Origin of the sequence: Bradyrhizobium sp. BLXBL-03 (assembly GCF_051853015.1) — a bacterium.
Taxonomy (GTDB): domain Bacteria; phylum Pseudomonadota; class Alphaproteobacteria; order Rhizobiales; family Xanthobacteraceae; genus Bradyrhizobium; species Bradyrhizobium manausense.
Map to the genome: position 1 here is coordinate 1,919,091 of NZ_CP182470.1, position 23,918 is coordinate 1,943,008.

22 protein-coding genes are annotated in these 23,918 nt (G+C 62.3%); 13 read left to right on the forward strand and 9 right to left on the reverse strand.

What is annotated here, in order from left to right; all coding sequences use genetic code 11:
- Positions 1–3: 3 nt before the first annotated feature.
- Positions 4–1,137, forward strand: a complete 1,134-nt coding sequence (locus ACNJX9_RS09175) for a M48 family metallopeptidase (RefSeq protein WP_057744706.1) — start codon at positions 4–6, stop codon at positions 1,135–1,137.
- 8 nt (positions 1,138–1,145) lie between these two features.
- On the opposite strand, the gene upp is transcribed toward ACNJX9_RS09175, so the two are convergent.
- From upp to ACNJX9_RS09190, 3 genes are all read right to left on the reverse strand, one after another.
- Positions 1,146–1,775, reverse strand: coding sequence for a uracil phosphoribosyltransferase (gene upp / locus ACNJX9_RS09180; RefSeq protein ID WP_057744709.1), 630 nt, complete (start codon positions 1,773–1,775; stop codon positions 1,146–1,148).
- Between the two features lie 75 nt (positions 1,776–1,850).
- On the reverse strand, positions 1,851–3,089 hold the full coding sequence (locus ACNJX9_RS09185; RefSeq protein ID WP_439408515.1) for a URC4/urg3 family protein: 1,239 nt from the start codon (positions 3,087–3,089) through the stop codon (positions 1,851–1,853).
- A 7-nt stretch (positions 3,090–3,096) separates the two neighbouring features.
- Positions 3,097–4,353 carry a GTP cyclohydrolase II gene (locus tag ACNJX9_RS09190; RefSeq protein WP_057744712.1) on the reverse strand — a complete coding sequence of 419 codons (1,257 nt, stop codon included), beginning with the start codon at positions 4,351–4,353 and terminating at the stop codon, positions 3,097–3,099.
- Positions 4,354–4,655: 302 nt separating this feature from the next.
- On the opposite strand from ACNJX9_RS09190, the gene ACNJX9_RS09195 reads away from it, so the two are divergent.
- Positions 4,656–5,783, forward strand: a complete 1,128-nt coding sequence (locus tag ACNJX9_RS09195) for a threonine synthase (RefSeq protein WP_057744808.1) — start codon at positions 4,656–4,658, stop codon at positions 5,781–5,783.
- A gap of 36 nt (positions 5,784–5,819) precedes the next feature.
- Here ACNJX9_RS09195 and ACNJX9_RS09200 read toward each other — a convergent pair whose 3' ends face one another.
- Together ACNJX9_RS09200 and ACNJX9_RS09205 are read right to left on the reverse strand one after the other, a co-directional pair.
- On the reverse strand, positions 5,820–6,629 hold the full coding sequence (locus ACNJX9_RS09200) for a DUF2927 domain-containing protein (RefSeq protein ID WP_057744716.1): 810 nt from the start codon (positions 6,627–6,629) through the stop codon (positions 5,820–5,822).
- 195 nt (positions 6,630–6,824) lie between these two features.
- Positions 6,825–7,322 (reverse strand): L,D-transpeptidase, encoded by a 498-nt coding sequence (locus ACNJX9_RS09205; protein WP_430648614.1) that lies wholly within the window; start codon positions 7,320–7,322, stop codon positions 6,825–6,827.
- Positions 7,323–7,651: 329 nt separating this feature from the next.
- Here ACNJX9_RS09205 and ACNJX9_RS09210 point away from each other — a divergent pair, with 329 nt between their 5' ends.
- Positions 7,652–9,199: an acetolactate synthase large subunit gene (locus ACNJX9_RS09210; protein WP_439408516.1), complete on the forward strand. Its 1,548-nt coding sequence runs from the start codon at positions 7,652–7,654 to the stop codon at positions 9,197–9,199.
- A gap of 180 nt (positions 9,200–9,379) precedes the next feature.
- On the forward strand, positions 9,380–9,910 hold the full coding sequence (locus ACNJX9_RS09215) for a hypothetical protein (RefSeq protein WP_439408517.1): 531 nt from the start codon (positions 9,380–9,382) through the stop codon (positions 9,908–9,910).
- A gap of 287 nt (positions 9,911–10,197) precedes the next feature.
- Here ACNJX9_RS09215 and ACNJX9_RS09220 read toward each other — a convergent pair whose 3' ends face one another.
- Positions 10,198–11,739, reverse strand: a complete 1,542-nt coding sequence (locus tag ACNJX9_RS09220) for a peroxidase family protein (RefSeq protein WP_057744726.1) — start codon at positions 11,737–11,739, stop codon at positions 10,198–10,200.
- A gap of 495 nt (positions 11,740–12,234) precedes the next feature.
- On the opposite strand from ACNJX9_RS09220, the gene ACNJX9_RS09225 reads away from it, so the two are divergent.
- From ACNJX9_RS09225 to ACNJX9_RS09240, 4 genes are all read left to right on the forward strand, one after another.
- The gene (locus tag ACNJX9_RS09225; protein ID WP_057744729.1) at positions 12,235–12,606 is read left to right on the forward strand and encodes a hypothetical protein; all 372 of its coding nucleotides are present in this window, start codon (positions 12,235–12,237) and stop codon (positions 12,604–12,606) included.
- A gap of 152 nt (positions 12,607–12,758) precedes the next feature.
- Positions 12,759–13,265: a hypothetical protein gene (locus tag ACNJX9_RS09230; RefSeq protein ID WP_439408518.1), complete on the forward strand. Its 507-nt coding sequence runs from the start codon at positions 12,759–12,761 to the stop codon at positions 13,263–13,265.
- Between the two features lie 95 nt (positions 13,266–13,360).
- Complete coding sequence (greA, locus tag ACNJX9_RS09235; protein WP_439408519.1) at positions 13,361–13,843, forward strand: transcription elongation factor GreA; 483 nt, start codon at positions 13,361–13,363, stop codon at positions 13,841–13,843.
- Positions 13,844–14,486: 643 nt separating this feature from the next.
- The gene (locus ACNJX9_RS09240) at positions 14,487–15,818 is read left to right on the forward strand and encodes a tyrosine-type recombinase/integrase (protein WP_439408520.1); all 1,332 of its coding nucleotides are present in this window, start codon (positions 14,487–14,489) and stop codon (positions 15,816–15,818) included.
- Here the strand turns inward: ACNJX9_RS09240 and ACNJX9_RS09245 are convergent.
- The gene (locus ACNJX9_RS09245) at positions 15,763–16,131 is read right to left on the reverse strand and encodes a hypothetical protein (protein ID WP_439408521.1); all 369 of its coding nucleotides are present in this window, start codon (positions 16,129–16,131) and stop codon (positions 15,763–15,765) included. The two genes, ACNJX9_RS09240 and ACNJX9_RS09245, sit on opposite strands and share 56 nt — an antisense overlap.
- A gap of 378 nt (positions 16,132–16,509) precedes the next feature.
- Here ACNJX9_RS09245 and ACNJX9_RS09250 point away from each other — a divergent pair, with 378 nt between their 5' ends.
- Positions 16,510–17,445, forward strand: a complete 936-nt coding sequence (locus ACNJX9_RS09250; protein WP_439408522.1) for a toll/interleukin-1 receptor domain-containing protein — start codon at positions 16,510–16,512, stop codon at positions 17,443–17,445.
- Position 17,446: 1 nt separating this feature from the next.
- Positions 17,447–17,923 (forward strand): hypothetical protein, encoded by a 477-nt coding sequence (locus tag ACNJX9_RS09255; protein ID WP_439408523.1) that lies wholly within the window; start codon positions 17,447–17,449, stop codon positions 17,921–17,923.
- A 259-nt stretch (positions 17,924–18,182) separates the two neighbouring features.
- Here ACNJX9_RS09255 and ACNJX9_RS09260 read toward each other — a convergent pair whose 3' ends face one another.
- Positions 18,183–18,581, reverse strand: a complete 399-nt coding sequence (locus ACNJX9_RS09260; RefSeq protein ID WP_439408524.1) for a TIR domain-containing protein — start codon at positions 18,579–18,581, stop codon at positions 18,183–18,185.
- A gap of 180 nt (positions 18,582–18,761) precedes the next feature.
- Here ACNJX9_RS09260 and ACNJX9_RS09265 point away from each other — a divergent pair, with 180 nt between their 5' ends.
- On the forward strand, positions 18,762–20,507 hold the full coding sequence (locus tag ACNJX9_RS09265) for a TIR domain-containing protein (RefSeq protein ID WP_439408525.1): 1,746 nt from the start codon (positions 18,762–18,764) through the stop codon (positions 20,505–20,507).
- 48 nt (positions 20,508–20,555) lie between these two features.
- On the opposite strand, the gene ACNJX9_RS09270 is transcribed toward ACNJX9_RS09265, so the two are convergent.
- Entirely contained in the window at positions 20,556–21,563 is a 1,008-nt protein-coding gene (locus ACNJX9_RS09270; RefSeq protein WP_439408526.1) for a TIR domain-containing protein, read from the reverse strand.
- Between the two features lie 310 nt (positions 21,564–21,873).
- On the opposite strand from ACNJX9_RS09270, the gene ACNJX9_RS09275 reads away from it, so the two are divergent.
- Together ACNJX9_RS09275 and ACNJX9_RS09280 are read left to right on the forward strand one after the other, a co-directional pair.
- Positions 21,874–22,458, forward strand: a complete 585-nt coding sequence (locus ACNJX9_RS09275) for a hypothetical protein (protein WP_439408527.1) — start codon at positions 21,874–21,876, stop codon at positions 22,456–22,458.
- Positions 22,459–22,482: 24 nt separating this feature from the next.
- Positions 22,483–23,808 (forward strand): tetratricopeptide repeat-containing protein, encoded by a 1,326-nt coding sequence (locus ACNJX9_RS09280; protein ID WP_439408528.1) that lies wholly within the window; start codon positions 22,483–22,485, stop codon positions 23,806–23,808.
- Positions 23,809–23,918 lie beyond the last annotated feature (110 nt).

The following is a 23,918-nucleotide window of genomic DNA, read 5'->3' on the forward strand; positions in this document are numbered from 1 at the left end:
ATCGTGAGCGATGTGACCGCTGAGCCCGGCGCCGAGTCCAGGCCTGGACAGACGGCGATCTTCTTCGACGGCTTGTCGAGCCGCCGGCGCCAGGTCGTCCTGACGCTCGGTGACGCGCTCGAGATCGCCGAGCCCGGCGGCGTCCAGGCAGGCCCGGCCGTCACGCGCTGGGCCTATGACGAGATCCGCCGCGCCGACAGTCCGGCCGGCATCCTGCGCCTGACCTCGACATCTGCGCCGCCGCTGGCGCGGCTCGAGATTCGCGACGCGGCGCTCAGTGCCGATCTCATCGCACGCTGCCCTCGCATCGACGAGCACCAGACCACCGGTCGCGGTGTTGCAAAAATCGTGGGCTGGTCGGTTGCCGCCGCCGTTTCCATCGTCTGCGTCGTGCTGTTCGGCGTGCCGCTGGCCGCCGATCGCCTCGCGCCGCTGGTGCCGAAACCGATCGAGCGGCGCATCGGCGATGCCTCCGAGGTGCAGGTGAAAACGATCTTCCGCGGCGAGGCTTGCGGCGACGCAGCCGGTCAGGCGGCGTTCCGCAAGCTCGTCAACCGCCTGCGCGATGCCGCCGGCCTCGACGACGATGCCATGACGGCAGGTGTGCTGCGAACCTCGGTGCCGAATGCGTTCGCGCTGCCGGGCGGCAAGGTCTACGTGCTGAGCGCCTTGCTCGACAAGGCCGAAACTCCCGACGAGCTCGCCGGCATCCTCGCCCATGAGCTCGGCCACCTCAAGCATCACGACAACATGCGCGGCCTGATCTACAACGGCGGCACCTCGTTCCTGATCGGCCTGTTGTTCGGCGACGTCACCGGCTCCTCCGCCGTGATCTTCGCCTCGCGCAGCGTGGTCGAGGCCTCCTATTCGCGCGAGGCCGAGACCGGCGCCGACACGTTCGCGATCGAGATCATGCACAAGCTCGGCCGCTCGCCGAAGCCCGCGGCCGAGCTGATGTTCCGCATCACCGGCAAGGAGGGCGGCTCGGGCCTTGCGAATATCCTGGCGAGCCATCCGCTCACCGAGGACCGCCTTGCCCGCATGACCAGGGAAGACCGCCCCGCCAGCGGCCCGCCGCTGCTGACGGACAAGGAATGGCAGGCGCTGAAGGGCATCTGCGGCAGCGGGAAGATTTAGCTTCGCGACTACCGCGTCCCGTAGGCGCGGTCGCCGGCATCGCCAAGGCCCGGCAGGATAAAGCCGTTCTCGTCGAGGCCTTCATCCACCGCCGCGGTCCAGATATGCACGTCGGGATGCAGGCCGCGCAGGCGCTCTAACCCTTCCGGTGCGGCGATCAGGCAGGCGAGGCGGATGTCCTTGGCGCCCCGCTCCTTCAGCCGGTCCACCGCGGCCACCGCCGTGTTGGCGGTCGCGACCACAGGCGTCACCACGATGGCGAGGCGCTCGCTGAGATCGGACGGCGATTTGAAGAAATACTCGACCGCGGCAAAGCTCTCGGGTTCGCGATAGAGCCCGATATGGGCGACGCGCGCGGTCGGCACCAGGTCCATCATGCCGTCGACGAAGGTGGTGCCGGCGCGCAGCATCGGCACGAATACCAGCTTCTTGCCGGCGATCTTGGCCGAATGCATCGTCGCCAGCGGCGTCTCGATCACGGTATCAGTGAGCGGCAGGTCGCGCGTCACCTCGTAGCACAAGAGCATGCCGATCTCCTTGATCAGCTCGCGGAACGACTTTGTCGAGATCGATTTGTCGCGCACCAGGGTCAGCTTGTGCTGCACCAGCGGATGATCGACGATCGTGACGCCTTCCATGATCGGATGCTCCTGAAATTATCGAGCCGGCATTGCTCGCAACGACGCGCGTGGTCGCAAATCTCTTTCCATGCTCTAAAATACAGTGCCGTCGCTGATCACCTTGAGCGGCGGCGAGCCGTCGGGACGGCGCGCAAAGGCAATGGCGCGGCCCGCGGCCCAGGTGCCGCCTTCCAGGATGCTGGCGAGCGGCAATGAATCCGGCGTGCGGCCGAGCTTGGCGCGAACAAGATCGGCAACACGATCCAGCAGCGCCACCGTCAGCGCGCGCCACTCGACGACAACAAGCGAATCCACCGCATGCGCGCGATCGCCCTCGGTGGCATCGCGCAGGCGCAGCACCCCGTGATCGACGAACAGGCCGCCATTGCGGTATTCGGCGAGGCCGGTGAGGCCGTCGATGTCGGTGACGTCGAAGCCGGCGCGCTGCAGCGGCTCGATCAGCGAATAGCTCAGCCATTGCGACAGCTTGTGCAGCGGCACGAGGCCGGCGGTCGCATCATCAGTCTTGATCGCGGGATGGCGCCAGCAATCGCCGAGCGGGACGCCGGCAAGCTCGAGCCGCGATGGCCAGATCGGTCCGAGCTGGTTCAGCACCGCGGACAGGATCACGGGCGCGGGGACGGCGCCATCAGTGGCTTGTGCCGCGATGTGATCGAACAGCCCGCCTGGCCGCGGCGTGTCCTGCAGGCCGAAAATGTCGGCGCGCGCGGCCACCAGCCGGCCCAGACGTTGCAGCAGATCGGTGCGTCCCTCCAGGCCAAGCAGCGGATTGGCGTCGCTTGCCTGGAAGGCCGCGGTCAAAGCTGAAAGCGGCAGCTTTGCAAGCACATCGGCATCGACCCTGAACGGGGTGCGCGCATGGCGCGAAAACAGCCCGCCGGCAAACATGTCGAGGCTCGCGAGCGCAAGCCCCTCGGAGCGGCCGATGCCTTGTCCCGTCACCGCGTCGCGATAGCGCCAGGTCGCGCCGGCGCCGGCGTCGAGCAGCACGCTGACGATGGCGAGGTCGAACTCCGCGCGCGCCCGCGCCGCGCGATCGGGCCACGAGGTCGCATCGGCCAATTGCGCCCAGCGGTGGACGCCGCCGGACACAAAATGCCGCCAGCGCGCGTGGAAGGGAATGTCGAGCGTCGGATAGGCTTTTCGCGTCACCGCGAGCACGGCCTCGGCAACGCCATCCATGCGATCGAGATCGACGGTGAAATGCGTGAGCCCGCCGTTCAGGCCGATCTCGAGCATCCGCTCGGCACGCGCGCGAACCGCCTTCGCGGTCAGCAGCGCGCGTGCCTCTTGTTCTGAAGCGTCCGCCATTACCAGATCAGTATTTTTCCAGCGAACGCCCGACCACGCCACCCACGTCCTTCTCCGGCGCGATGTCGGTGGAGTAATAGCCGGCGGCCTTCTTGGCGGCGATCTCGACATAGGCGTCGGCCGGGATCAGCTCCGGCGGGATCGGCACGCGCTCGACGATGTCGATGCCCTGCGAGGTCAGCGCGTCGTATTTCATGTCGCTCATCGACAGGAAACGGTCGATGCGCTTCAGGCCGAGCCAATGGATCGTATCCGGCATCAGCTGCTGGAAGCGCGCGTCCTGGACACCCGCGACGCATTCGGTGCGCTCGAAATAGGCGGCAGCCGCATCGCCGTCCTCCTGGCGCTTGCGCGCATTGTAGACCAGGAACTTTGTCACTTCGCCAAGCGCGCGGCCTTCCTTGCGGTTGTAGACCACGAGCCCGAGCCCGCCCTCCTGCGCGCCGCGCGCGGATTCCTCGATGCCGTGGATCAGATACGGCCGGCAGGTGCAGATGTCGGAGCCGAACACGTCGGAGCCGTTGCACTCATCGTGCACGCGGCAAGTGATCTTGGTGCGATGGTCCGGCAGCTTGGTCACATCGCCGAACATGTAGACCGTGGTGCCGCCGATCGGCGGCAGGAACACTTTCAGGTCGGGGCGCGTCACCAGCTCGGGGAACATGCCGGCGGTCTGCTCGAACAGCGTGCGGCGCAGCTCGGTCTCGTTGGTCTTGAAGCGCTCGGCAAGGCCGGGCAGGTACCAGACCGGATCGATCGCGATCTTCACCACCGAGACGCTGCCATTGGCGTGCACGACCTCGCCATCGGCGCGCAGGCGCTTGGCCGCCAGCGCCTCGCGGATCTCGGGCAGGTCGAGCCGCGCCCGCGTCACCGCGATGCTCGGCCTGATATCGACGCCCTCGGCGATGTCCTTGCCGAAATTCTCGGCGACCAGATGCCCCCAGGGATCGAGCGCGACGATCTTGGCGGGATCGCGCCATTGCTCGAACGGGCCGATCGTCGCCGCGGGGAAGGTGTTGGTGAGATCGGGGCGCCGGATCGGATCGAGCGCGCCGGCGGAGACCGCGAGCGCGCGGTACATCGCATAGGAGCCGCCATGGCTGCCGATCACGTTGCGATCCCCGGTGCGCGACACCGTGCCGATGATCGGCCCGCGGGCGCGCGCGTCGGCGGCGCCCCAATGAATCGGGTAGGCGGCTTTCTTGCCCGGCTCCGGATGAGAGGTGAGGCGGATATGCTCAGTACGGTTCGCGCGGCTCATGGCCAAACTCCCAAAAAGCCAACGGCCCGCCGCTCGGACGGGCCTGACTTATCAGCGTTGCCGGAGCGGAGCCCGGCGACGCAATCCACCATATTGTAACGGCCCTTGGCGACAGACAAGTTAATCGTGCGGGACGGCCCGCCGCGCCGGCCGGCCCGGATCGGCGAAGGCGCCTGGATGCGCCCTATATCTATGTAATTGTTAAATTTTTTGAAGAGGCGCGTCGGCCGACTGGATAAAGCCGGCGTATTCGGACATACCGGGCGGATTGCCCCCGGAGTGCGCCAATGCCTTCAACCAACATGTCCACCGCCAGCTACATCGATCCCCGCAATGGCAAGCTCTATTCCCTGCATGAGCCGCGCTGGTGCTCGGACGAGCGCACGCCGCTGCTGGTGACACCAGGGGCGGGGATTTCGCGCGACGACATCGATCGCGGCACGCGGTCGCTGTGGCGCTACCGCGCGGCGCTGCCGGTGGAGATCAAGGATCCGATTTCGCTGGGCACCGGCTGCACGCCACTGGTCGCGCAGGATTGGGGCGAGCTGCGGCCGTTCTTCAAGCTCGAATGGTTCAACCCGACCGGCAGCTTCAAGGACCGCGGCTCCGCGGTGATGCTGTCGTTTCTCCGGCAGATCGGCGTCAACGCCATTCTGGAGGATTCCTCCGGCAATGGCGGCTCGTCGATGGCAGGCCTTGGCGCCGCCGGCGGCATCCGCGTGAAGATTTTGGCGCCGGCCTCGACCTCTCCCGCAAAAATCGCGCAGGTGCGCGCCTATGGCGCCGAAGTGCAGCTCGTCGAAGGTCCGCGCGAGGAATCGGAGGCCGAAGCCATCAGGCAATCGCGCCAGACCTTTTACGCCAGCCATAACTGGCAGCCGTTCTTTCTCGAGGGCACCAAATCGCTCGCCTATGAGATCTGGGAAGATCTCGGCTTTCGCGCGCCCGACAATGTCATCGTCCCGGTCGGCGCCGGTTCGAGCCTGCTCGGCTGCGCCTTCGGCTTCCGCGAGCTCTTGAAGGCGGGGCAGATCGCAAAGCTGCCGCGCCTGTTCGCGGCGCAGCCGCTCAACTGCTCGCCGATCGATGCCAGCTTCAAGGCCGGCGTCGACACGCCCGTCGCGCGCGAGGTGAGCAAGACCATCGCCGAAGGCACCGCGATCAAGCATCCGCTGCGCCTGCGCGAGATCATCGGTGCCTTGCGCGAGAGCGGCGGCGGCACCGTTGCGCTCACGGAAGACGAGATCGTCGCCGCCCTGCGCCGTCTTTCGCGGCAGGGCCTGTTCGCCGAGCCCACCAGCGCCAGCGCGGCCGCGGCGCTGGAGAAGCTCGCCGCCAGCGGTGCCATCAAGGCGAATGAGACCACCGTCGCAGTCCTCACCGGCACAGGGCTGAAAGCCGCGACCACGGTGGCCGATTTGGTGGGGTAGGGTGGGGCGTCTCTACGCTCGCAATGACGGACCACCTCACTCCTTCAAATCATTCACCTGCCTCACCCAGGCGCGCACATCCACGAGCACCTCGGGCAGCACCGCTCTCACCTCCGGCACGGTCATGCCGGCCTTGATGCGGGGATCGTAGAGCAGGTTGAGGATGTACTGGTCGTAGACGTCGAAATAGCCCATCGACACATTGTCGTTGAACATGGTCCACGGCACGCTCGCGGTGTCGTTGATCGGCCCGAGCGACTGCAGCACTTCTTCGTAGGCGCAGTCGAGGAAGGTGAAGTCGCTGACGTCGACAGTGAGGATGACGTCGGAATGCTCGATCTCGAATTGCTCGTTCTTGCGGAATCCTGACAGGCACTGCGGATCGAGCGAGGTGCGGATCTCGCGCGCCTTCTCCGCGCCGTAGAAGCTTGTGATGGTGCGGTAGAGGTCGCGGTCGCGCACCAGCTTCACCCGCACATTGGCCGCTTCGCTCGTGTCCGTCATGGCGATGTCGAGATGCTGCACGCGCGCGGCAATGTCGGCCACGACCTTCCCGAGCTGCACCTTGCGGTCGGCGCGGTCGGTCTCGGCGAACACGCGCACCGGGGCGTCGAACTTGCGGATGCGATCGACGCGGCCGGCGAGATGGTATTCGGCGCCGAAGGCAGTCTTGAAAAAGCCGTCGACGATCTCGGCGTCGGTAAAGCTTTTTTTCTCGGTGCGCTGGCGCGAGGCGACCGCGGGCAATTCGCCGGCGGTGGCCGTGGTAGCGGTATCAGGCACAGATGTGAGCGCTGCAAACGCCAGCAGGGCGAAGCGTAGGGCAGGTGGGACCAATGCGCTCATCGTCGTGCAACGCTGCCGTATTCGCTGCGTGCACACAAGTCCGCAAATGCGCGCGTCAAGCAGATTCCGTCCGCTTCAGGCACGGTGCCGTAGGGTGGGCAAAGCGAAGCGTGCCCACGCATTTTTCGCGATCGAGACAGATGGTGGGCACGGCGCAAATGCGCCTTTGCCCACCCTACGGCACCGTCGATGCGGCTAGTTGTTCAGCACCACCACTGTCGTGCCGACATTGACGCGGCTGTAGAGGTCCGTGACGTCGTCATTGGTCATGCGGAAGCAGCCCGAGGAGACGGCCTGGCCGATCGTCTCGGGCTCGTTGGAGCCGTGGATGCGATAGAGCGTCGAGCCCAGATACATGGCGCGCGCGCCGAGCGGATTCTCGATGCCGCCCTTCATGTGGCGCGGCAGGTCCGGCCGGCGCGCCAGCATTTGCGACGGCGGCGTCCATTCCGGCCATTCCTTCTTGGCGGTGATCTTGTGCACCCCGCCCCAGCGGAAGCCGTCGCGGCCGACGCCGATGCCGTAGCGCAAAGCCTGGCCGTTCCCGAGCACCAGATAGAGCCGGCGCTCGGCCGTGTTCACCACGACCGTTCCGGGGGCATAATTGCCGTTATACATGACGGTGGCACGTGGGATCGGGCTCGCGCCGCCACCGAGATAGCCGGTGGAACTGGTGCCCGTGAAGTCGACCATCCCCGCGGCGGATGCGCTGCTCGCTCCGATCGTCGCGGCCACCATGGTGGCGACAGTTGCGGCAAGAAACCGGATCATTCATTCCCCCCAGCAAAAAAAATCGATTCAATGGCAAAACACAGGCCATATTTGCCGGCGTTTCGCAAGCCACGGCCGCGTGAGGCGTGGTGGTTGCCGTTACCAAATCGGAAACCGCCTCAAAACACTGTTAGCCAAACAAGCGCATCGCGGCGCGGGACAGGGCCGCAATGCCCGCACTTGCTTTGACGGGCCGCGCGAACAATGATTGATCCGATGGAACGTCGGAAATGGCCTTGCGGGAGTATGGGATGAACGGTGCGGAAAGCCTGGTGCGGACGATGGTCAAGGGCGGGGTGGACGTCTGCTTCACCAACCCGGGCACCTCAGAGATGCATTTTGTCGCGGCGCTCGACCGCGTGCCCGGCATGCGCTGCGTGCTCGGCCTGTTCGAAGGCGTGGTGACGGGCGCGGCCGATGGCTATTTCCGCATGAAGGGCACGCCTGCCTCCACCCTGCTGCATCTCGGTCCGGGTCTCGCCAATGGCCTTGCCAATCTGCACAACGCCAAGAAGGCCAATTCCGGCATCGTCAACATCGTCGGCCAGCATGCCGTCTACCACATCGACTACAATGCGCCGCTGACCTCCGACATCGAGGGCCTGGCCCGGCCGATGTCATCCTGGGTCCGCACCTCGCCGAATTCCAAGGCGGTCGCCGCCGACGGCGCCGCCGCGATCGCCGCCGCCAAAAGCGCGCCGCCGCAGATCGCGACCCTGATCCTCCCCGCAGACACCGCCTGGAACGAGGCCGACGGCATCGCCGAGGTTCCGGCCGAGCAGCAGCGCGCCAGCTATTCGCCGCAGGCGGTCGAGAAGGCCGCAAGGATCCTGCACGGGGACGGCGAGGGGACATTGTTGCTGATGACCGGCAGCGCCTTGAGCGAGCACGGCCTGGCGCTGGCCGAGCGCATCGCCGGCAAGACCGGCTGCACCGTGATGGGCCCGACCTTCCGCCCGAAGATGGCGCGCGGCCGCGGCCGTTACTCGATCGACCGTATCCATTATGTGATCGAGAACGCGCTGCCGATGCTGGCAAAATTCCGTCACATCGTGCTGGTCGAGTCCGACGATCCCGTGGCGTTCTTCGCCTATCCGAACAAGCCGAGCATGCTCAAGCCCGAGGGTTGCGAGGTCCATCGCATGACCTCCTGGGGCGAGAATTCGGTGGCGGCGCTGGAAGCGCTCGCCGGCGCCGTCAAGGCCAGCGCCAGGGACGTCAAGCCGCAAGCTTTGCAGGAGTTGGTCAAGCCGACCGGTGCGCTCAGCTTCGCCTCGATCGCGCAGGCGATCGCCTGTGCGATCCCCGAGAACGCCATCATGGTCGACGAGTCCCTCACCACCGGCCGCGGCTTCTTCCCGCCGACGGCCGCTGCCGCACCGCATGACTGGCTGCAGAACATGGGCGGCTCGATCGGCTTCTCGACGCCGCTGTCGATCGGCGCCGCGATCGCCTGTCCGGATCGCAAGGTCATCACCATGGTCGGCGACGGCAGCGCGATGTACACGATCCAGTCGCTGTGGACCCAGGCCCGCGAGAACCTCAACATCGTCACCATCGTGTTCGCCAACCGCATCTACCAGATCCTGCGCGGCGAGTTCGACAATGTCGGCGCCGGCGAGCCCGGCCAGCGCGCCAACGACATGCTGAGGCTCGACCGTCCCACGCTCGATTTCGTCGCGCTGGCCAAGGGCATGGGCGTGCCCGGCCGCGCGGTGACAAATGCCGACGAGTTCAACAAGGCGCTGGCGGAAGCCGTCGCCGAGCCGGGCCCGCGGCTGATCGAGGTGCAGATGTAGGTCGCGCCGCGAACTCCGGCCCTCTTGTAGCCCGGATGGAGCCAACGGGTCGGCGCAAAGCGCCGCCCGATGACAGGCTCCGCGTAATCCGGGACTCGTGCAATTTGCGAGAACCCCGGATTGCGCTACGCTCCATCCGGGCTACGAACTATCTCGCACGCGTGATGGCCCGGAGGCACGATGCAGACCGAGCTGAACAAGGTGATCGCGGCGCTCAGGGAGTTCTATGCCCAGGAAACATTCCTGTTCGAGAAGGACGTCGGCGAACGCGCCATCACGCACCGCTTCGCCGTCTATCTCGAGCAGCAATTTTCGGGCTGGGCCGTCGACTGCAACTACGACCGCCTCGGCGAGCGCACGCTGCATCTGCCGCGCGGCAGCATCATCTCGACCGACGATCATCTCGGCAAGTCGATCTATCCTGACGTCGTCGTGCACCAGCGCGAGATCCCGAACAATCTGCTCACCATCGAGATCCGCAAGGCCAGCAATCACACGCCGCTCGAGCACGACCAGCACAAGCTGATGGCGCTGACCGATCCGCACATCTGGTTCGCCTATTGGATCGGCGTGCTGCTGGTGCTAGACAAGTACGGCGTGACGATGTCGGAAGTCTATCTCAGCGGCGTCCTCGATCCGCCGCAGTCGCTCTGGCTCGCGGCGCGGCTTGCGGAGAGCGGCCTCACAGCCGCGCACAAGACTGCATTGTGACGTGCTGAAGCCGAACGGGTTGGGCCTACAGCACCGCTCTCTCCGTTCCCTCCCCCCTTGTGGGGGAGCGCCAGGGAGGGGGGTACCACACGGGGATTTAGCTGCCCTCATTTCATCGTCAATAATCGAAACCTTTTGCTGGGCTACCCCTCTCCCTAGCCCTCCCCCACAAGGGGGAGGGAACGCACCTTCGTCGGCGCACTAGTCCTTGTCATCATTCACGCGCGTGAAAACAAAAAGGCCGCCCGCATGACACGGACGGCCTCGCATCGTGAACCCTCACCCGCTCAATGCAGCGGAGCACCATTACCGAGCGCGTAGGTCACCAGATCCTTCAGCTTGAAATCGGGACCGGTCACCGGCGCCCAGTTCGGGTCGAGCGACAGCACGGAGGAGGCGTCGCCGAACATCATGCCGAGGAAGACTTCGGCGACGATGCGGCCGCCGACCGGGCCGAGCTGCGGCGTCGTGATTCCGGTCGCCGGCGCGCCGGTGGCGGCGACCGTGACCTTTGTCGCGTACTGACGCGCTTCCGCCAGGATGTAGGTCCAGAGCGGGCAATTGCCTTTGAACGCGCCGTTCGCGATCGACGCGATCGGAACCTGCGGGTCGCCGGCACCGGGATTGTCGACGGCCCGGCCGATTTTGATCTGCTCGTCGGTCAACGGCGTCTGGTGCATCGCCCTCGCGACCGCCTGGCCCGAGGGCAGGCCAAGCCGCCAGCCGCGTTCGAGATTGCGCAGCGCCAGCGACGACGGGTTGGAGGCGACCTCCGGCGGCAGCTGGCGCAGCGGATCGACCAGCGAGGTGTCGATGCGATAGGCGAACTGGAGGCGCCGCTTGTTGTCGGGATTGGTGCTGTCGTCCTCGACGCCATAGGCGCGTGTGTCGACGTCGATGAAGCGACCCCAGTCGATGGCGCGTCCCGGCCCCATGCTGCGGAAGCCGGTCAGCGCGTTGGTGTCGGGGTTGTTGGGGTCGGGGAAGATCTGCAGCAGCATGTTGGCGGCGTCGTTGAGCCGATAGCCGGGCCGGATCATGGAATGACCGAGCCGGTAGGCCGCGACCGAAAACTCGACCGGCATGTAGGGATAGGTCTTCCAGTGATAGTAGGCGAGCTTGCTGCGATCGTAGCGGCCGCCGGTCTTGAGATCGTTCAGCACGGTCGCATTGACGATGCGCGGCAGGAAATCGTTCAGCACGACATACTGGTAGTGGAAGCGGACACGCTGTTGCACGTCCTGGAACGAGAGGCCGCCGTTGTCGTCGACCATGCGGTTGTGGAAGCGCAGCATCAACCCCTGGAACTGCGAGACGATGCTGTTCTCGTCGTTGCGGGGATCGCCGATCAGGGCGCGACCCCTGAAGCGCGGCAGGTCATTGGCGTTGGAGACGCCGGTGCCGGTGAGCGGGTCGCCGAGCAGAAACTTGCCGTTGCCGTCGTACATGTAGGGCTGATCGTTCGGCCCGCGACCGTAGACATTGTCCAGATCGAAGGACGGCGTGCGGAAATCGATGAGCCCGTCGGGATCCTGCTGCTTGGCCAGCGAGCTCACCGGATCGAAGGTGATGTCGTGATCGACGAACTGGCCGAAATAAGTGTAGAGCGCGGGAATTCCGCTCTCCTCGGCATCGGGACCGTCCTTGGGCGGATCAAAATCGCCGACCATGTTATCGGCGAGGGCGGAGAGGTTGGCAATGTTGTCGGCTTCGTTCGGACCGAACGTCGCCGGCGTCAGCGTGCGAAACATGCGGCCGAAGCGGCCTTGTGACAGTGGGGAACGGGTGGCGTTGAGGCCGCGCGGCGTAGTGGCGTGACGACTGCTCATAAAGTACCTCCTTGAAAAGTTACGACGGAAAGCAACTAAAGCTGAAGTTGTTCGTGATGAAATATGCAGGTGAGGCTAGACGCAGCAGTTCGGCGTCTCAATGCGCTGCTTCACACATTGTGCGGTGTCGATCCGGTTCCAGCAGCAAGTGCTGCGAGCAAGCTGCGGATGCGCATCGCAAATTTCTCCAACGCAGATGCCGGATAACATTCTCGTCATCGCCATCAGCGCTTCGAGAACGCTTGACGAAGCGAACTTGCTGTTCGCGTAAAAATTGTATTTGAGTGCATGCTGCCGCGGCGACGGTCGCGGCTTCCCGGACTGCTCCGACGCATTGTCGTTCGTGTCCTGGTGCCGGAGCGTGCGCTGCGTTCGGCAATGTGATCCCGGCCACAGTTTGCAGCCGCGGTCCCGCCTATCTTCCCAGCACTTGCACGCGTCGATCCTGCGGGACTACGCTTCCCCTATTGGGGATCAGACATTTTGGAGGTTGTGATGCAAAGATCATATCTGCTGGCTGCGACTGCGGCGCTGGCGCTCATCATGCAGACACCGCTTGCACTGGCGCAGAGCGCGCCCGCCGCGGGGACCACACCGCCGGCGGCTGCCGCCACCACGCCGCCTGCTGCCAACACGGCACCTGCTGCGACCACCGCACCGGCTGCGACCTCGACGCCGGCAGCAAGCACCGACACCTCCACCGCGCCGGCCGGCGCGAAGAAGAGTGCCGAGAAGAAGCCGGCGAAGAAGAAGATGACGCGGCAGCAGGAGATCGATCATTCGATCGACAGCGGCACCGTTCCGGCGCGTTATCGCAGCTCGGTACCGAAGGAGTACCAGCAATACATTCCGTTCGAGAAGAAGTGACGGACTGCACTGCGGCGCGATGTGCACCCGCCTCGCGCCGCGGTGGAACCTGACGGGAGCCATGCAGGCGTGATGGCATGATCTGATCTGCGTCCCCAGTGGCGGGCTCCGGAGCCGGTGTTACACTAGGCCAGGGCGAGGGGGATGATCAGATGGTTGACGATGCGAAGGATGCTGGCCTTGTGGCGATGATCAGCAGCATCCTGGGCGGCAACAAGCGTGCAGATGCGGCCAGCCCGCCGCCGCTTGCCGACTTCCTTCCGGCTGCGTCGGCGCCGGCGCCCGCCGCAGCGATCCCCGAAATTCCCGAAGCGGAGTCGCCGAAGCTCCAGACCCCGCCCGGTGACCCCTCCAACGGCGCATCCGATGCAGCGGCGGCGGCTGCGAAGCCGGTCGTGCCTGCCGGTCAGCCCCTGACGGCGGACGGCAAGCGGCTCTTGCCGGCGCAAGCGATCGCCGATCTCGTGCTTGGCGAGCTCAGAAAGATCGAGGGGTTTCCCGCCTCCGGCGTCTCGGTCACGGTCTACGGTTACAAGCACTGGAATGCGATGATCGCCTTCGCGCCGTTCTCGACCAATTTCCAGAATGCGACGCGGTTCCGCCAGGCCCTGCCAGACCTCGTCTTCAAGCTCCGTCGTTTCGTCGAACTTGAGATATAAGGATCGATGGATTGGGTTAGATCGATGCGAGCCCAGGAACTCGTCCACCTCTCCCCGATTGGCAGGGGTGTTCACCGTTCGACAGGATTTTTGAATTGAGCGTTGCCTTTACCAAGGAAGAGAGCGCCGAGACCGCCTCCGAGACGTTGCTGCCGGATCGCCCGATCTCGCCGCATCCGAACCTCGTGACGGAAGCAGGCCTGCAGGCCTTGCAGTCGCAGCTCCATCTCGCGCGCGAAGCCTATGAAGCCGCGCAAGCCGTCGACGACGTCAACGAAAAACGCCGCCAGTCGGCGGTGCCATTGCGCGATATCAGGTATTTCGGCGAACGGCTGCGCACCGCGCAGCTCGTTCCCAATCCGGCCTCGAACGATGTCGTCGCCTTCGGCAGCACCGTGACCTTCAGCCGTGCCGACGGCCGCGTGCAGACCTACCGCATCGTCGGCGAGGATGAAGCCGACCCGAAGGCGGGCTCGATCTCGTTCGTATCGCCGGTCGCGAAGTCGCTGATGGGGAAGGCGGTGGGTGACGTCGTGGGCACGGGCGCGCAGGAGATCGAGGTGCTGGCGATCGCTTAAGGCAGCGCGTTGGCCGTGCCCTCCGTCATTGCGAGGAGCCCTTGCGACGAAGCAATCCGGAGTCTCTCCACGGAAAGATTCTGGATTGCTTCGCTGCGCTCGCAATGACGTGGTTGGAGCAGTGCTTGCTCGCGGGCGTCCGGCCCGCAGCGCCCGCCTTTCTGATGATTGCATCATGCTCCTGTTTTGCCCGACGGAGCAAGACAAATTCGGAAAATTCGTAGTCCGTCCGGCCGGCGCCGGCTACTGTGCATGGGGTTGTTTTGACGATTTCGACGGAGCGGGAGCAAGACGTCAGTCCGTCCATGCTCTTCGAGCCACGCGAAGCCTTTTGGCGAAGCGTGGTGGGCGCACAAGGGATCGAACCTTGGACCTCTCCCGTGTGAACCACAATCCGTAGACCTGAGCCAACCAAATCCGGCCATAGTTGGGATATAAAAACTCCTTTAATTGATGGTGGTTATGGACGCATCCGACCATAAGAGCCCATAGGTGGCCTTGCTACATTTTGTATGCCCCCGTTGTGCCCGCCGCGGATTTTCCCTTGGGGCATAAAAGCGGGGGAGGTCTGAGGCCCGGTTCTGTTCGAGGGCTGATCGCCCTTCTTGCCGGGCACACCGGGTACAGAGAGAGGGAAGGAATCGTGATGGAGCCGGCCAACCAGCTGACACTTACCGATGCGGTGATCCGCAACGCAACGCTGCCGCCGGGTAAGGCGCAGCATTATCTCCACGACGACAAACTGCCCGGTCTCGCCTTGCGCATGCGCGTCACCGGCGGCCGGACCTGGGTCTATCTCTTCACCAAGCCGGGGGTGAGGGGGACCCAGCGCAAGACCCTCGGCGCGTGGCCCAAATATAACGAGAAGGCCGCGCGCAAGGCCGCCACCATCGCCGCAGGCGAGGTCGTCAAGGGCTTAGACCCGAATGACGCAAAACGCGAGGCAAGGCGGCAACAGGTTGCCGAGAAGCAGCGCACTATGCTCGCGACCCTCATTGCTGAAGATGGTTCATACCAGACGTCCCTGACCGAACGTCAAGTCGTCAACTGGAAGCCAGCGATGTCAGCGCTGCGGCGCGGGCTCAAGGATCACGCCGAGAGCGGCGTGGGGGACCTGACGCGACGGCAAATCATGGCTGCGGTCGAAAAGATTGCCAAGACCGGCAAGCGCGGTGCAGCCAAGGACTTGCGCAAGCACGTGCATACCTTCCTCGAATGGTGCGTTGGCGAAGGTTATGTCGAGCACAACGTTCTCGCCGGCTATCGCGCGCCCAAGGAGACCCGTGCGCAGAGAGTCGGACGCCGAACGAAGGGGCGCGCGCTGACCGATGAGGAAATCATCAAGGTCTGGGATGCATCCGGCAAGCTCGGGGCTTTCGGTCTCCTGGCACGCATGTGCCTGCTCGGCGGCCCGCGCCGCAGCGAACCTACCATGATCGAGTGGCGAAAGCACATCATGGACGACCGGATCACCTTCGATGCGGCGTGGACCAAGATGGGGCTGCACCACGATGTGCCGCGCACTCACCTGGTTGACGAGGTACTCACGGCCGCGAAACATTTTCAGCGAGCAACCTCCGACTATGTCTTCCCGTCACCGAAGACCGGCGGCCAGATGTCCGGCTTCACCAAGATGGTCAACCGCCTAGTCAAGGAAGCGAGCGTCGCCAAGTTCACCATGCATGACCTAAGGCGCAGCCTGCGCACCATCATGTCACGCTGTGGCTACGACAACCAAATCCAGCGGCTGTGTGTTGGGCAAAAGCCAAGCGGAATCGATCAGGTTTACAATCACGACGAACAGTGGATCATCCGCAAGATGGCGTTCGAAGCGGCTCACGACTACATTGCGGAGTTGGTCGGCGCGAAACGGGTCGGCAAAATCGTGCGCCTGCAACGGACGAATCCGCTTGACCCGATCAAGGCCGAGCTCCTCGGCCGTCTCCGTGAGCATTATGCGTCTGAGCCGTCCTAGCGGTCTTATCGCACTTGGCCAGATAGTCGCGCACCGCATCGACACGATAGAGGGGCCGGCCATCGACGTAGCGCCATTTCAGCGGGTGGTTCGAATCGCGCCGCCACTGCTCCAGCGCCCCGGGTGTGCGCCGGATGACCGCGGCCGCCTCCAATGCGGTCAAGTTAGAGCTGCCCGGCAGCGCATCGATATCGAACGTCGCGGGCGGCGGCATGCCACGGTTCTTGCGACAGCGCTTCGTGGCAGGCGGCGTTTTCCGGCTACTTGGCGCGCCTAACGCGTCGATCGGAGTCTTTTCGTCCTTGCCGTTCATGCCTCGGTCCCGAACCACGATCGATCTGAGGCGATAAGATCGTACGCTGCTCTAGCAAGAAAGAAATCAAGTGCGCTGGTATGGCTGCTGGGTTGTCGTGGCGTACAAAACGGACGAACTGCTTCGGTTGATCTAACAGGCGCCCGGGGCCGCGTCATTCCGGCCTTCGGCCTAATAACCTGGAGGTCTCGATATTCGCGTTCAGACAGGCGATGGATTGGCTAAGTTTTCTGAAGTTTTGTCGGTTGGGACATGCGGGTTTTCCCTCGACCCGGCACTTTGCAGGTGCTTTCCCCGCCTGTCGGACTTCCATTCGCCGCAAAATCTCCCATATTTGCCGCAGGCAGGCGAACGGATTCGCGCTCGTGGAGGGAGCATTTGGCAAGCTTGTTCTTCTCATATTCCCATGCTGACGAGGTCTTGCGCGATCAGCTCGAGAGGCAGCTTTCGCTTCTCAAACGTCAGGGTGTTATCGAAGTTTGGCATGACCGACGCATTGACGCCGGGCAAGACTTCGCCGCAGAGATCGATCGGCATATCGAGACGGACGATATCATCCTGCTCCTCGTCAGCTCGGATTTCCTTGCTTCCGACTATTGTTACGATATCGAAATGAAGCGGGCGATGGATAGGCACGACGCTGGAGAAGCCATCGTCATTCCGGTCATCCTTCGCGCTTGCGATTGGCGCGGCGCACCGTTCGGAAAGCTGAACGCCACTCCGCCCGACGGCAAGCCGATTACGCAGTATCCCGACCGAGACCAGGCCCTGCTCGAGGTCGCGAAGGCCGTTCGCGCAGCTGCAAATCGCGTTGAACCGCCGCACTTGACCCGCGAGCCGCTGAGACCGAGTTCGCAGGCGAGAAGGGCATCAACCCCTCGGTCCAGCAACCTTCGGCTCGCAAAGGAATTCACTGACCGCGATCGGGATCGGTTCAAGCACGAGAGTTTCGAATACATAGCGAAGTTCTTCGAGAATTCGCTTGATGAGCTGGAACGTCGCAACCCGGGGATCGAAACGGGCTTCCGGCGCGTCGATGCAAATCGATTTACTGCCGCTGTCTACAAGAACGGCCGAGCGATCTCCCGCTGCACCGTGTTCATTGGTGGCATCGGCGCAGACGGTATCGCTTATCTCGCAAGCGAAAGCACGGAGAGCAACGCGATGAACGAATCGCTATCGATTCGGAGCGACGAACACGATCTCTATCTCACAAGCCTCGGAATGCAGCGGGGCACTGGAAGCCATCTGTCGCAAGAGGGAGCGGCCGAATACTACTGGTCGATGTTAATTGAACGATTGCAAGGAAATTGAGATGCTGTCACCGGACGAATTCAGCGTGGGACATATTGCCTCGGCCAGAGGGCTAACCCTCGTTTTGCCTGTCGATCATTATGACCACTTATCCCTCGTCACGACGGTCCACGCCGAGCCTACGGCGATCCTGTTGGACGACCGCGACCAATTCGAGGCGTTTGGTTGTCAGGCGAATACCAACTACAAGGGAATTCTCATCCCTGATGTCCGGATCGAACTCGATGAAACGTGCGTTCATGACGCGGCAGGGCGCTGGGCAGTGCCCGGCATGGTCGTCCGCCGCGATGACGCGCTTTTCATCTCAACGCGAACGGACCGTCGGCCTGGCAGCAGTCAGCTTGTCGCGCTTCAAAGAGGGCTTGTGGCCTGCGAACCGAGTATGGCGATTGGGTTCACCCGGTGGCAGATCGTAATCGGAGACAGACACAATAAGCGAACGCTGAAAATCATTGATCTAGAGTCGAAGCCAAACTGAAATCATTGCCGTATGTGGGGATCATTGGCGGAAGCTGCTGCCGTGCGCCTCGAGACATCCGGCGATGATGCAGTCTGCCAAGATCCTGTCGGAATTGATCGTTGGCTTCGTCGACCCTAATCCTTGCAAGGATCAGACCGCACGTCGTGTTCGACTGAGTATCCCACGAGCAAATTGATCCCGCACCCTTTCCGGTGCTGGGACCCATCGAGATATGCTGTCTGGAGCCGGATCAAGCGCATGCTCGATTGCAGGACCGTCAAGCTGCCTCGACAGCCTTCTTAACTGCGTCAAAGTTGAATGAGAGGGCCCAACTCGCGCCATTGTTCAGCAGTGCTTTTGGACTGTCGAACGCCTTCTCGAGTTTTACGCCAATCAACTTCTTCTTGAGATCGGCGCCCGTTTGGACCTCCCAATTGATCCAATCACTTTTTGCAGCACTCTTGCCCACGATACACAATACGTGTGTGGCCTTAGAAATGAGGGGCTTGATCTTTGATTTGATATAGGTGGCGTTTGTACTATTGATGGCATCCTTCAGCGAACCGTTATATAGCTCAAAATCAAACTCCCGGTTCTTATCCCAAGCCAACAATAGATTCTTATAGTGCGAATCGTTATCGTAGTCGAAGCTAATAAACACAACCTTCTTTGGCATCATCATCTCCAGTAGAGGCGATCGGCTCTGACTGATCAAGCCGATCGCAAGACACTCGGTGTCGGAGTCAAGACTTTACCAGACTCGGGATTTTTTTCAATCTCAGGTTGGTCCAGCTGACGAGTGCTAATCAGAATACTTCTGCGAGCTCAATGGGCGGAAGGCCGAGATGGACGTCCGATGACAGACAAGGACCGCCGCCGATACAAATACGACTTCTTCCTGAGTCGTCGAGGGGCGGTCGCAGAAATTGCGCGTGAAGTATCCGATGTTCTGACCGAACGGGGATACAGTGTAGTCGTTCAGGATTACGATTTCCGACTCAGTGACAACGTAATCGAAAAGATGCATGAGAGCGTCAGGGATGCGCGCGACCTTATAGTTCTATTCTCGATCGACTACGAGCAGTCGCCCTATTGCCGGAAAGAATTTACAAGTTTCGAGGCACAGCGGCTGAGCGAGCCGGGGGAAAGAAGTATTGTGGTGCTTCGTTGCGATGACGCCCCGATGAAGGGGCTTCTCGCTGACGTTGCCTATCAGGATCTTGTGGGGATCGAGGACCGCGACGAGCGCAAGCGTCGCATTATTGCCGCCGCTGAACGTCAATCTCAGTCAGCACCAGCTCCTCCACGTCCATTTATTGCCCTTCCTCCACGCGTTCCAAGTTTCACTGGCCGTGTCGACGAGCTTGATCGTCTTGACGCGATTCTGATCCATGACAAGCCTGCGGTTGTCACGCAAACTATTGGTCGGGTTGCGCTGCAGGGTATGGGTGGTGTCGGAAAAACATCGCTTGCCGTCGAGTATGCTCATCGCTACCGAGAACTCTATGCTGGCGTTTGCTGGTGTCCTGCCGAGACGCGGGCAGATCTGTTGGCGGCGCTTGCAAGCCTAGCGGCCACGCTAGGGCTCGCGGAGGCAGAGGAAGCCGATACAGAAAAGGCGGCAAAAGCCGCGCTCCAGCGGCTTGCCGAGCACCGCGCGAATTGGCTGCTGGTTTACGACAACGTGGCGAGTCCGAACGAAATTGTGGGACTTTTACCGTCTGCCGGCGCCCGCGTCCTGGTCACGTCGCGATTCTCGGACTGGACCGGCCACGCTGATGAAGTGGCGCTGACGGTCCTGTTCCCTGAAGAAGCTGTAACTTTCCTTCAGAGCCGCGCAGCCCGTGAAGATGCGGCGGGTGCGCGATTACTTGCGGAGGCGCTGGGGTATCTTCCACTCGCTCTTGACCACGCCGCAGCCTATTGCAAACGCACACAACTGGGCTTTGCTGAATATGCGTCGAGCGCCTCGACACTTATAACCAATGCGCCGCGCGACGTGATGTATCCACGCAGCGTCGCTGTGACATTCGACCTGGCCATTGCTGAGGCGGAGGATCGCTGCAGCGCCGCCGGACAGGTTATGGCATTCCTAGGCTATTGCGCGCCAGTACGCATTCCAATCTACTTCCTTCAAGCGTTTGGCAATCGAGATGAAGCGATCGCGGTCCTAGCCGAGCTATCGCTCGTCAAACATGAACCGTTCGACGATGGCGTCCACGCGGTGACTGTGCATCGATTGGTTCAGGCAATCGCGCGTCGCAGGGCGGAAGCCAAGGGCATTGCGCGGGCCACGATGGAGCGCGTCGAGGAGGGACTATCGATGGCTCCCCCACCAAGCCCACAAAGGAGTGGCCTTGGAGTATTCCGGCAACTCATCCCTCAACTGCGACCGCTCGTCCATCGACAGCACCTCTGGCGTCATCAACTCGAGCATTGGGCCTGGGAATTCAGTCATTTAGCCGACAGGTGTGATCAAGCCGCCGACGAGCTGGCCGCCGCTGGACTTGCCGACAAATCGGAAAAGACGCGCGAACGAGCTACCAAGCTGCGCGAACACGCGCGCCGTTTGGAGGGAATTAGGCGGGCTCGCCGTCACTAGAGCGTGGCTCAATTTCCTTTGAATGGACCCGAAGCTTTCTCGCTCAGTTCATTTCAGCTCGAAGCCGGCCGCTGACAATCTCGCCTGCAGTTTTATCTGCCACTTAGGGTCTTCAAAGGTGTCAAAGACGACGCCGTCCAGATCGGAGGGGCGTTCGAAGTTCGGGAAAACAGCGTCCGGATGTTTATATACGACGAAGACGTTCTCCCAGCCCAGTCTTCCATAAAAGAAGCCAAGCTCCAAAAGTACGTTTTGTCGTGCCCGAAATTGAAGTGCCCGGTCGCCAACGCCCGATGTATCATACTGACGACGCGACGCTCCGTAGTCATCTGCGCCTAGGAGAACGATCGCAAACCGCGCGCGGCCCGCAACCGTCATGAACTTTTGGAATAACGACTGAGGCGATTCATCTCGCCTGGACAAAACAATCGCTTCCACGCTGACCGAACCGAGAAAGTCTTCCAATTGTGTCAGCGGCTCTAAATCGTGCCCGTGTACCACAAACACGGTTTTAGGGGAGCCTTGTGGCGTCTGCCCTTCCGCCGAAGAGCGCACGTCACTTGCAAGCCGCGCTGCAATGATCGGCGCCTCAGCCTTACTCACAACAGGCGATGGCGTTGGACTTGCGTGCAGGTACCTTTCAGCAGCCTCCGCGATCTCGGTGGCGGCCCTGATTGTATCCTTTTTGCTTGGTCGTCCGACGAACCGTAGCCATTGCCGTGATGCCAAGGCGGGTGGCAAAGGCAAAGGCTCATGCAGAATAACGGGAATGATCAATCGCCCCGGTACCCTCGCGGCAATCTCGATCTCCCGTCGAACCCAATCGGAGCGCAATGATCGCGGCGACAGAAAGAACAAAAAACCAATTGCGGCCGTGAGCGCCTCTGAGATCGAGGCGTTCCATTCTTCTCCCGGCTTAAGATCGGCGATATCCATCCACAACTGGATTGGCAGGGAACGGAAATCAAGTTCCTCTCTGACGGCATCCACGAGCGGGCGTACGAGCGCCAGATCCTCCCTGGCGTATGAAACGAACAGATAAGGCTTGATAGGCATGCGAATTCGCCCCGCTTGCTCTGATGCGCGCGTCCGTTTGCCGAAGCTCAACTCCGGGCGCCTCGGGTCTCACTCATTGGGTGGCACCGTTTTTCCGCGCTCCGGTCATCGCAAGCTTTCGGGCGCCGGATCCCGATAGTTCTACCAGAGAGCGTCGCGCCCCTCCACCGCCGCGCGGGTCGCTCCCTTGGAGTCGTCCCAGGCGTGGCGCGCTTCACATCTTGCGCTCGCATGTTGACCCTACCGGGACTTGGCTTACAATTGCCGGCTGCGCCGGGGCGGCGGGGGGGCAAATGGTTGAGGTGTCGCGATGTCCACATCAGAACCCGGCAGACCTCCCAGAACAGTCGCGCTTTTCAGCGGCCATATGATCGACGCGCCCGATCGAAAGGCGCCACGGTTTCCTTCAAACAAGGAGCCCATCGCGGCCGCGGCAATCACCAACGCCCTTTCGGAGGTTGGTGTTCAGCGAGGGGACCTTGCAATCTGTGGGGGCGCTTGCGGAGGCGATCTGATATTCGCCGAAGCCTGCCTCGCGCGAGGCATGCGGCTTGAACTCTATATTCCGTTCGAGGAGACGACCTTTCTTGCGAACTCAGTGGATTTCGCTGAAGGCAATTGGCACGAGCGGTATCTTGCGGTTAAATCGAGAGCACAACTCCACATCATGCCGGATGAGCTGGGCCCATTGTCGGCAGATGAGAATGCTTACGAGCGCAACAATCAATGGATGCTCAAGCAAGCGAGCCGGTTCGGTGATGAAAAGATTGCCTTCATCTGTCTATGGAATGGAGAGGGGGGCGACGGACCGGGCGGCGCGCATCACCTCATGGAGGAGGCGGAGCGCAAAACTTCGCGGATTTATTGGCTGGATACGAGGACACTCTGGGGGTAGAGGGGAAGAATGCCATCGTGTTTCATGATCATGCCCTATGGCCGCAAAGCGACTCAGGCTGAGCCTGGACGCGGCCCGGCCGAGATCGATTTTAATGCGCTTTGGGATCGCGCTTACGTCCCGACAATAAAGGCCTTGGGCTACGAGCCGGTACGGGCCGATCAAGACACGGGCGCGTTGATTGTGAGCCAAATGCTCGAAAGGCTCTATTTTGCCGATCTCGTGCTAGCCGACATGACGATTCCCAATGGAAACGTATACTATGAGGTTGGCATTCGCCACGCCTCGCAGAAGACCGGTTGTGTCCTGCTCGCGGCCGAGTGGTCCAAGCAATTGTTCGACGTTGTTCAGATGCGGACCATCCGATATCCGCTAGCCGACGGCAATATCCCAGACGCGACGGCGGCCGCAGTTCAGGCTGCAATTAGGGACGATATTAGGTCGCTGTGTGCTGGGATTTCGCCCATGCATCAGTCGATCCCCGGATATCCGATGAATGTCGATCCGCGGAAGGCGTCGACGATGCGCGATCAACTCGCAGAACTTGCGGCCTTTCAGACGAAAGTGCGCGCGGTCCGTGCCGCGCCGGCCGCTGATCGCATGCGACAGGCATTGGATCTAATCGCTACGGAAGGCCGTCCGCCTGCGACCTACTCGATCGCTCTCGCCCTTTTGCTGCTGATTCGAGACTGCGTCGTTACCCTCTCCGATTGGAGCCTCGTAGTCGAGTATGCGCGAGGGCTCCCCGAGCATTTTGCGAACGAGCCAGAAGTGTTAGAAATTCGCGCATTTGCAGCTGCCCAAGGAGGCAACAGCGTGCAGTCAATCGCCGAGCTTCAGACGCTGATCGATTTGACTGGGCCGACGCCCGAGCGCCTCGGCCTAATGGGTGGCCGCTATAAGCGCCTCGCCAAGGTCGAGGCCGCAACCGAGTCCGAAAGACGGCAAGCTCTTGCCAAAGCGATCGAATGTTACGAACGAGGCATGGAGCTTGATCTCAACGCTTATTATTGCTCCAGCAACCTGCCCCGAATGTATCGCGCCCGCGCAAGAGCCGGCGATGAAGAGCGTGCGCAGACAGCTTTGAGGTTGGCGATCGCGGCATGCGAACGGGCCAAACGTTTGAACGTCGCCGACGAGTGGCTTCGCCCAACCTTGCTTGCCGCAGCCTTCGATCTCGGTGATCCGGACAAGGCAGAGGAGTTGGCCGACGAGGTGATCGCCGAAGGGCAAGCCGCCTGGAAGGTGCAAAGCGTGCTTCTCGACCTCGAGACGAGCGTTTTGCATGTGGACGATATTGCAAAGCGCTCTCGGCTCTATGCAATCATTGAAAGGATCAGGATAGCCTAACGTTCATTTCGCTCGACTAGGGCGATGTGCGGCCGCCACGAATCCAAGCAACGCGCAAAGGTCGGATCACGATCTTGATTGCCTTCAATTGCCGCGGTGCGCTATTGGCC

What these genes read in the sequence shown, in the direction of transcription:
- upp (WP_057744709.1), bottom strand. Translation starts at nt 1,775, where the DNA reads ATGGAAGGCGTCACGATCGTCGATCATCCGCTGGTGCAGCACAAGCTG.
- ACNJX9_RS09185 (WP_439408515.1), bottom strand. Translation starts at nt 3,089, where the DNA reads ATGGCGGACGCTTCAGAACAAGAGGCACGCGCGCTGCTGACCGCGAAG.
- ACNJX9_RS09190 (WP_057744712.1), bottom strand. Translation starts at nt 4,353, where the DNA reads ATGAGCCGCGCGAACCGTACTGAGCATATCCGCCTCACCTCTCATCCG.
- ACNJX9_RS09195 (WP_057744808.1), top strand. Translation starts at nt 4,656, where the DNA reads ATGTCCACCGCCAGCTACATCGATCCCCGCAATGGCAAGCTCTATTCC.
- ACNJX9_RS09200 (WP_057744716.1), bottom strand. Translation starts at nt 6,629, where the DNA reads ATGAGCGCATTGGTCCCACCTGCCCTACGCTTCGCCCTGCTGGCGTTT.
- ACNJX9_RS09205 (WP_430648614.1), bottom strand. Translation starts at nt 7,322, where the DNA reads ATGGTCGACTTCACGGGCACCAGTTCCACCGGCTATCTCGGTGGCGGC.
- ACNJX9_RS09210 (WP_439408516.1), top strand. Translation starts at nt 7,652, where the DNA reads ATGAACGGTGCGGAAAGCCTGGTGCGGACGATGGTCAAGGGCGGGGTG.
- ACNJX9_RS09215 (WP_439408517.1), top strand. Translation starts at nt 9,380, where the DNA reads ATGCAGACCGAGCTGAACAAGGTGATCGCGGCGCTCAGGGAGTTCTAT.
- ACNJX9_RS09220 (WP_057744726.1), bottom strand. Translation starts at nt 11,739, where the DNA reads ATGAGCAGTCGTCACGCCACTACGCCGCGCGGCCTCAACGCCACCCGT.
- ACNJX9_RS09225 (WP_057744729.1), top strand. Translation starts at nt 12,235, where the DNA reads ATGCAAAGATCATATCTGCTGGCTGCGACTGCGGCGCTGGCGCTCATC.
- ACNJX9_RS09230 (WP_439408518.1), top strand. Translation starts at nt 12,759, where the DNA reads ATGGTTGACGATGCGAAGGATGCTGGCCTTGTGGCGATGATCAGCAGC.
- ACNJX9_RS09245 (WP_439408521.1), bottom strand. Translation starts at nt 16,131, where the DNA reads ATGAACGGCAAGGACGAAAAGACTCCGATCGACGCGTTAGGCGCGCCA.
- ACNJX9_RS09255 (WP_439408523.1), top strand. Translation starts at nt 17,447, where the DNA reads ATGCTGTCACCGGACGAATTCAGCGTGGGACATATTGCCTCGGCCAGA.
- ACNJX9_RS09260 (WP_439408524.1), bottom strand. Translation starts at nt 18,581, where the DNA reads ATGCCAAAGAAGGTTGTGTTTATTAGCTTCGACTACGATAACGATTCG.
- ACNJX9_RS09265 (WP_439408525.1), top strand. Translation starts at nt 18,762, where the DNA reads ATGACAGACAAGGACCGCCGCCGATACAAATACGACTTCTTCCTGAGT.
- ACNJX9_RS09270 (WP_439408526.1), bottom strand. Translation starts at nt 21,563, where the DNA reads ATGCCTATCAAGCCTTATCTGTTCGTTTCATACGCCAGGGAGGATCTG.
- ACNJX9_RS09275 (WP_439408527.1), top strand. Translation starts at nt 21,874, where the DNA reads ATGTCCACATCAGAACCCGGCAGACCTCCCAGAACAGTCGCGCTTTTC.
- ACNJX9_RS09280 (WP_439408528.1), top strand. Translation starts at nt 22,483, where the DNA reads ATGATCATGCCCTATGGCCGCAAAGCGACTCAGGCTGAGCCTGGACGC.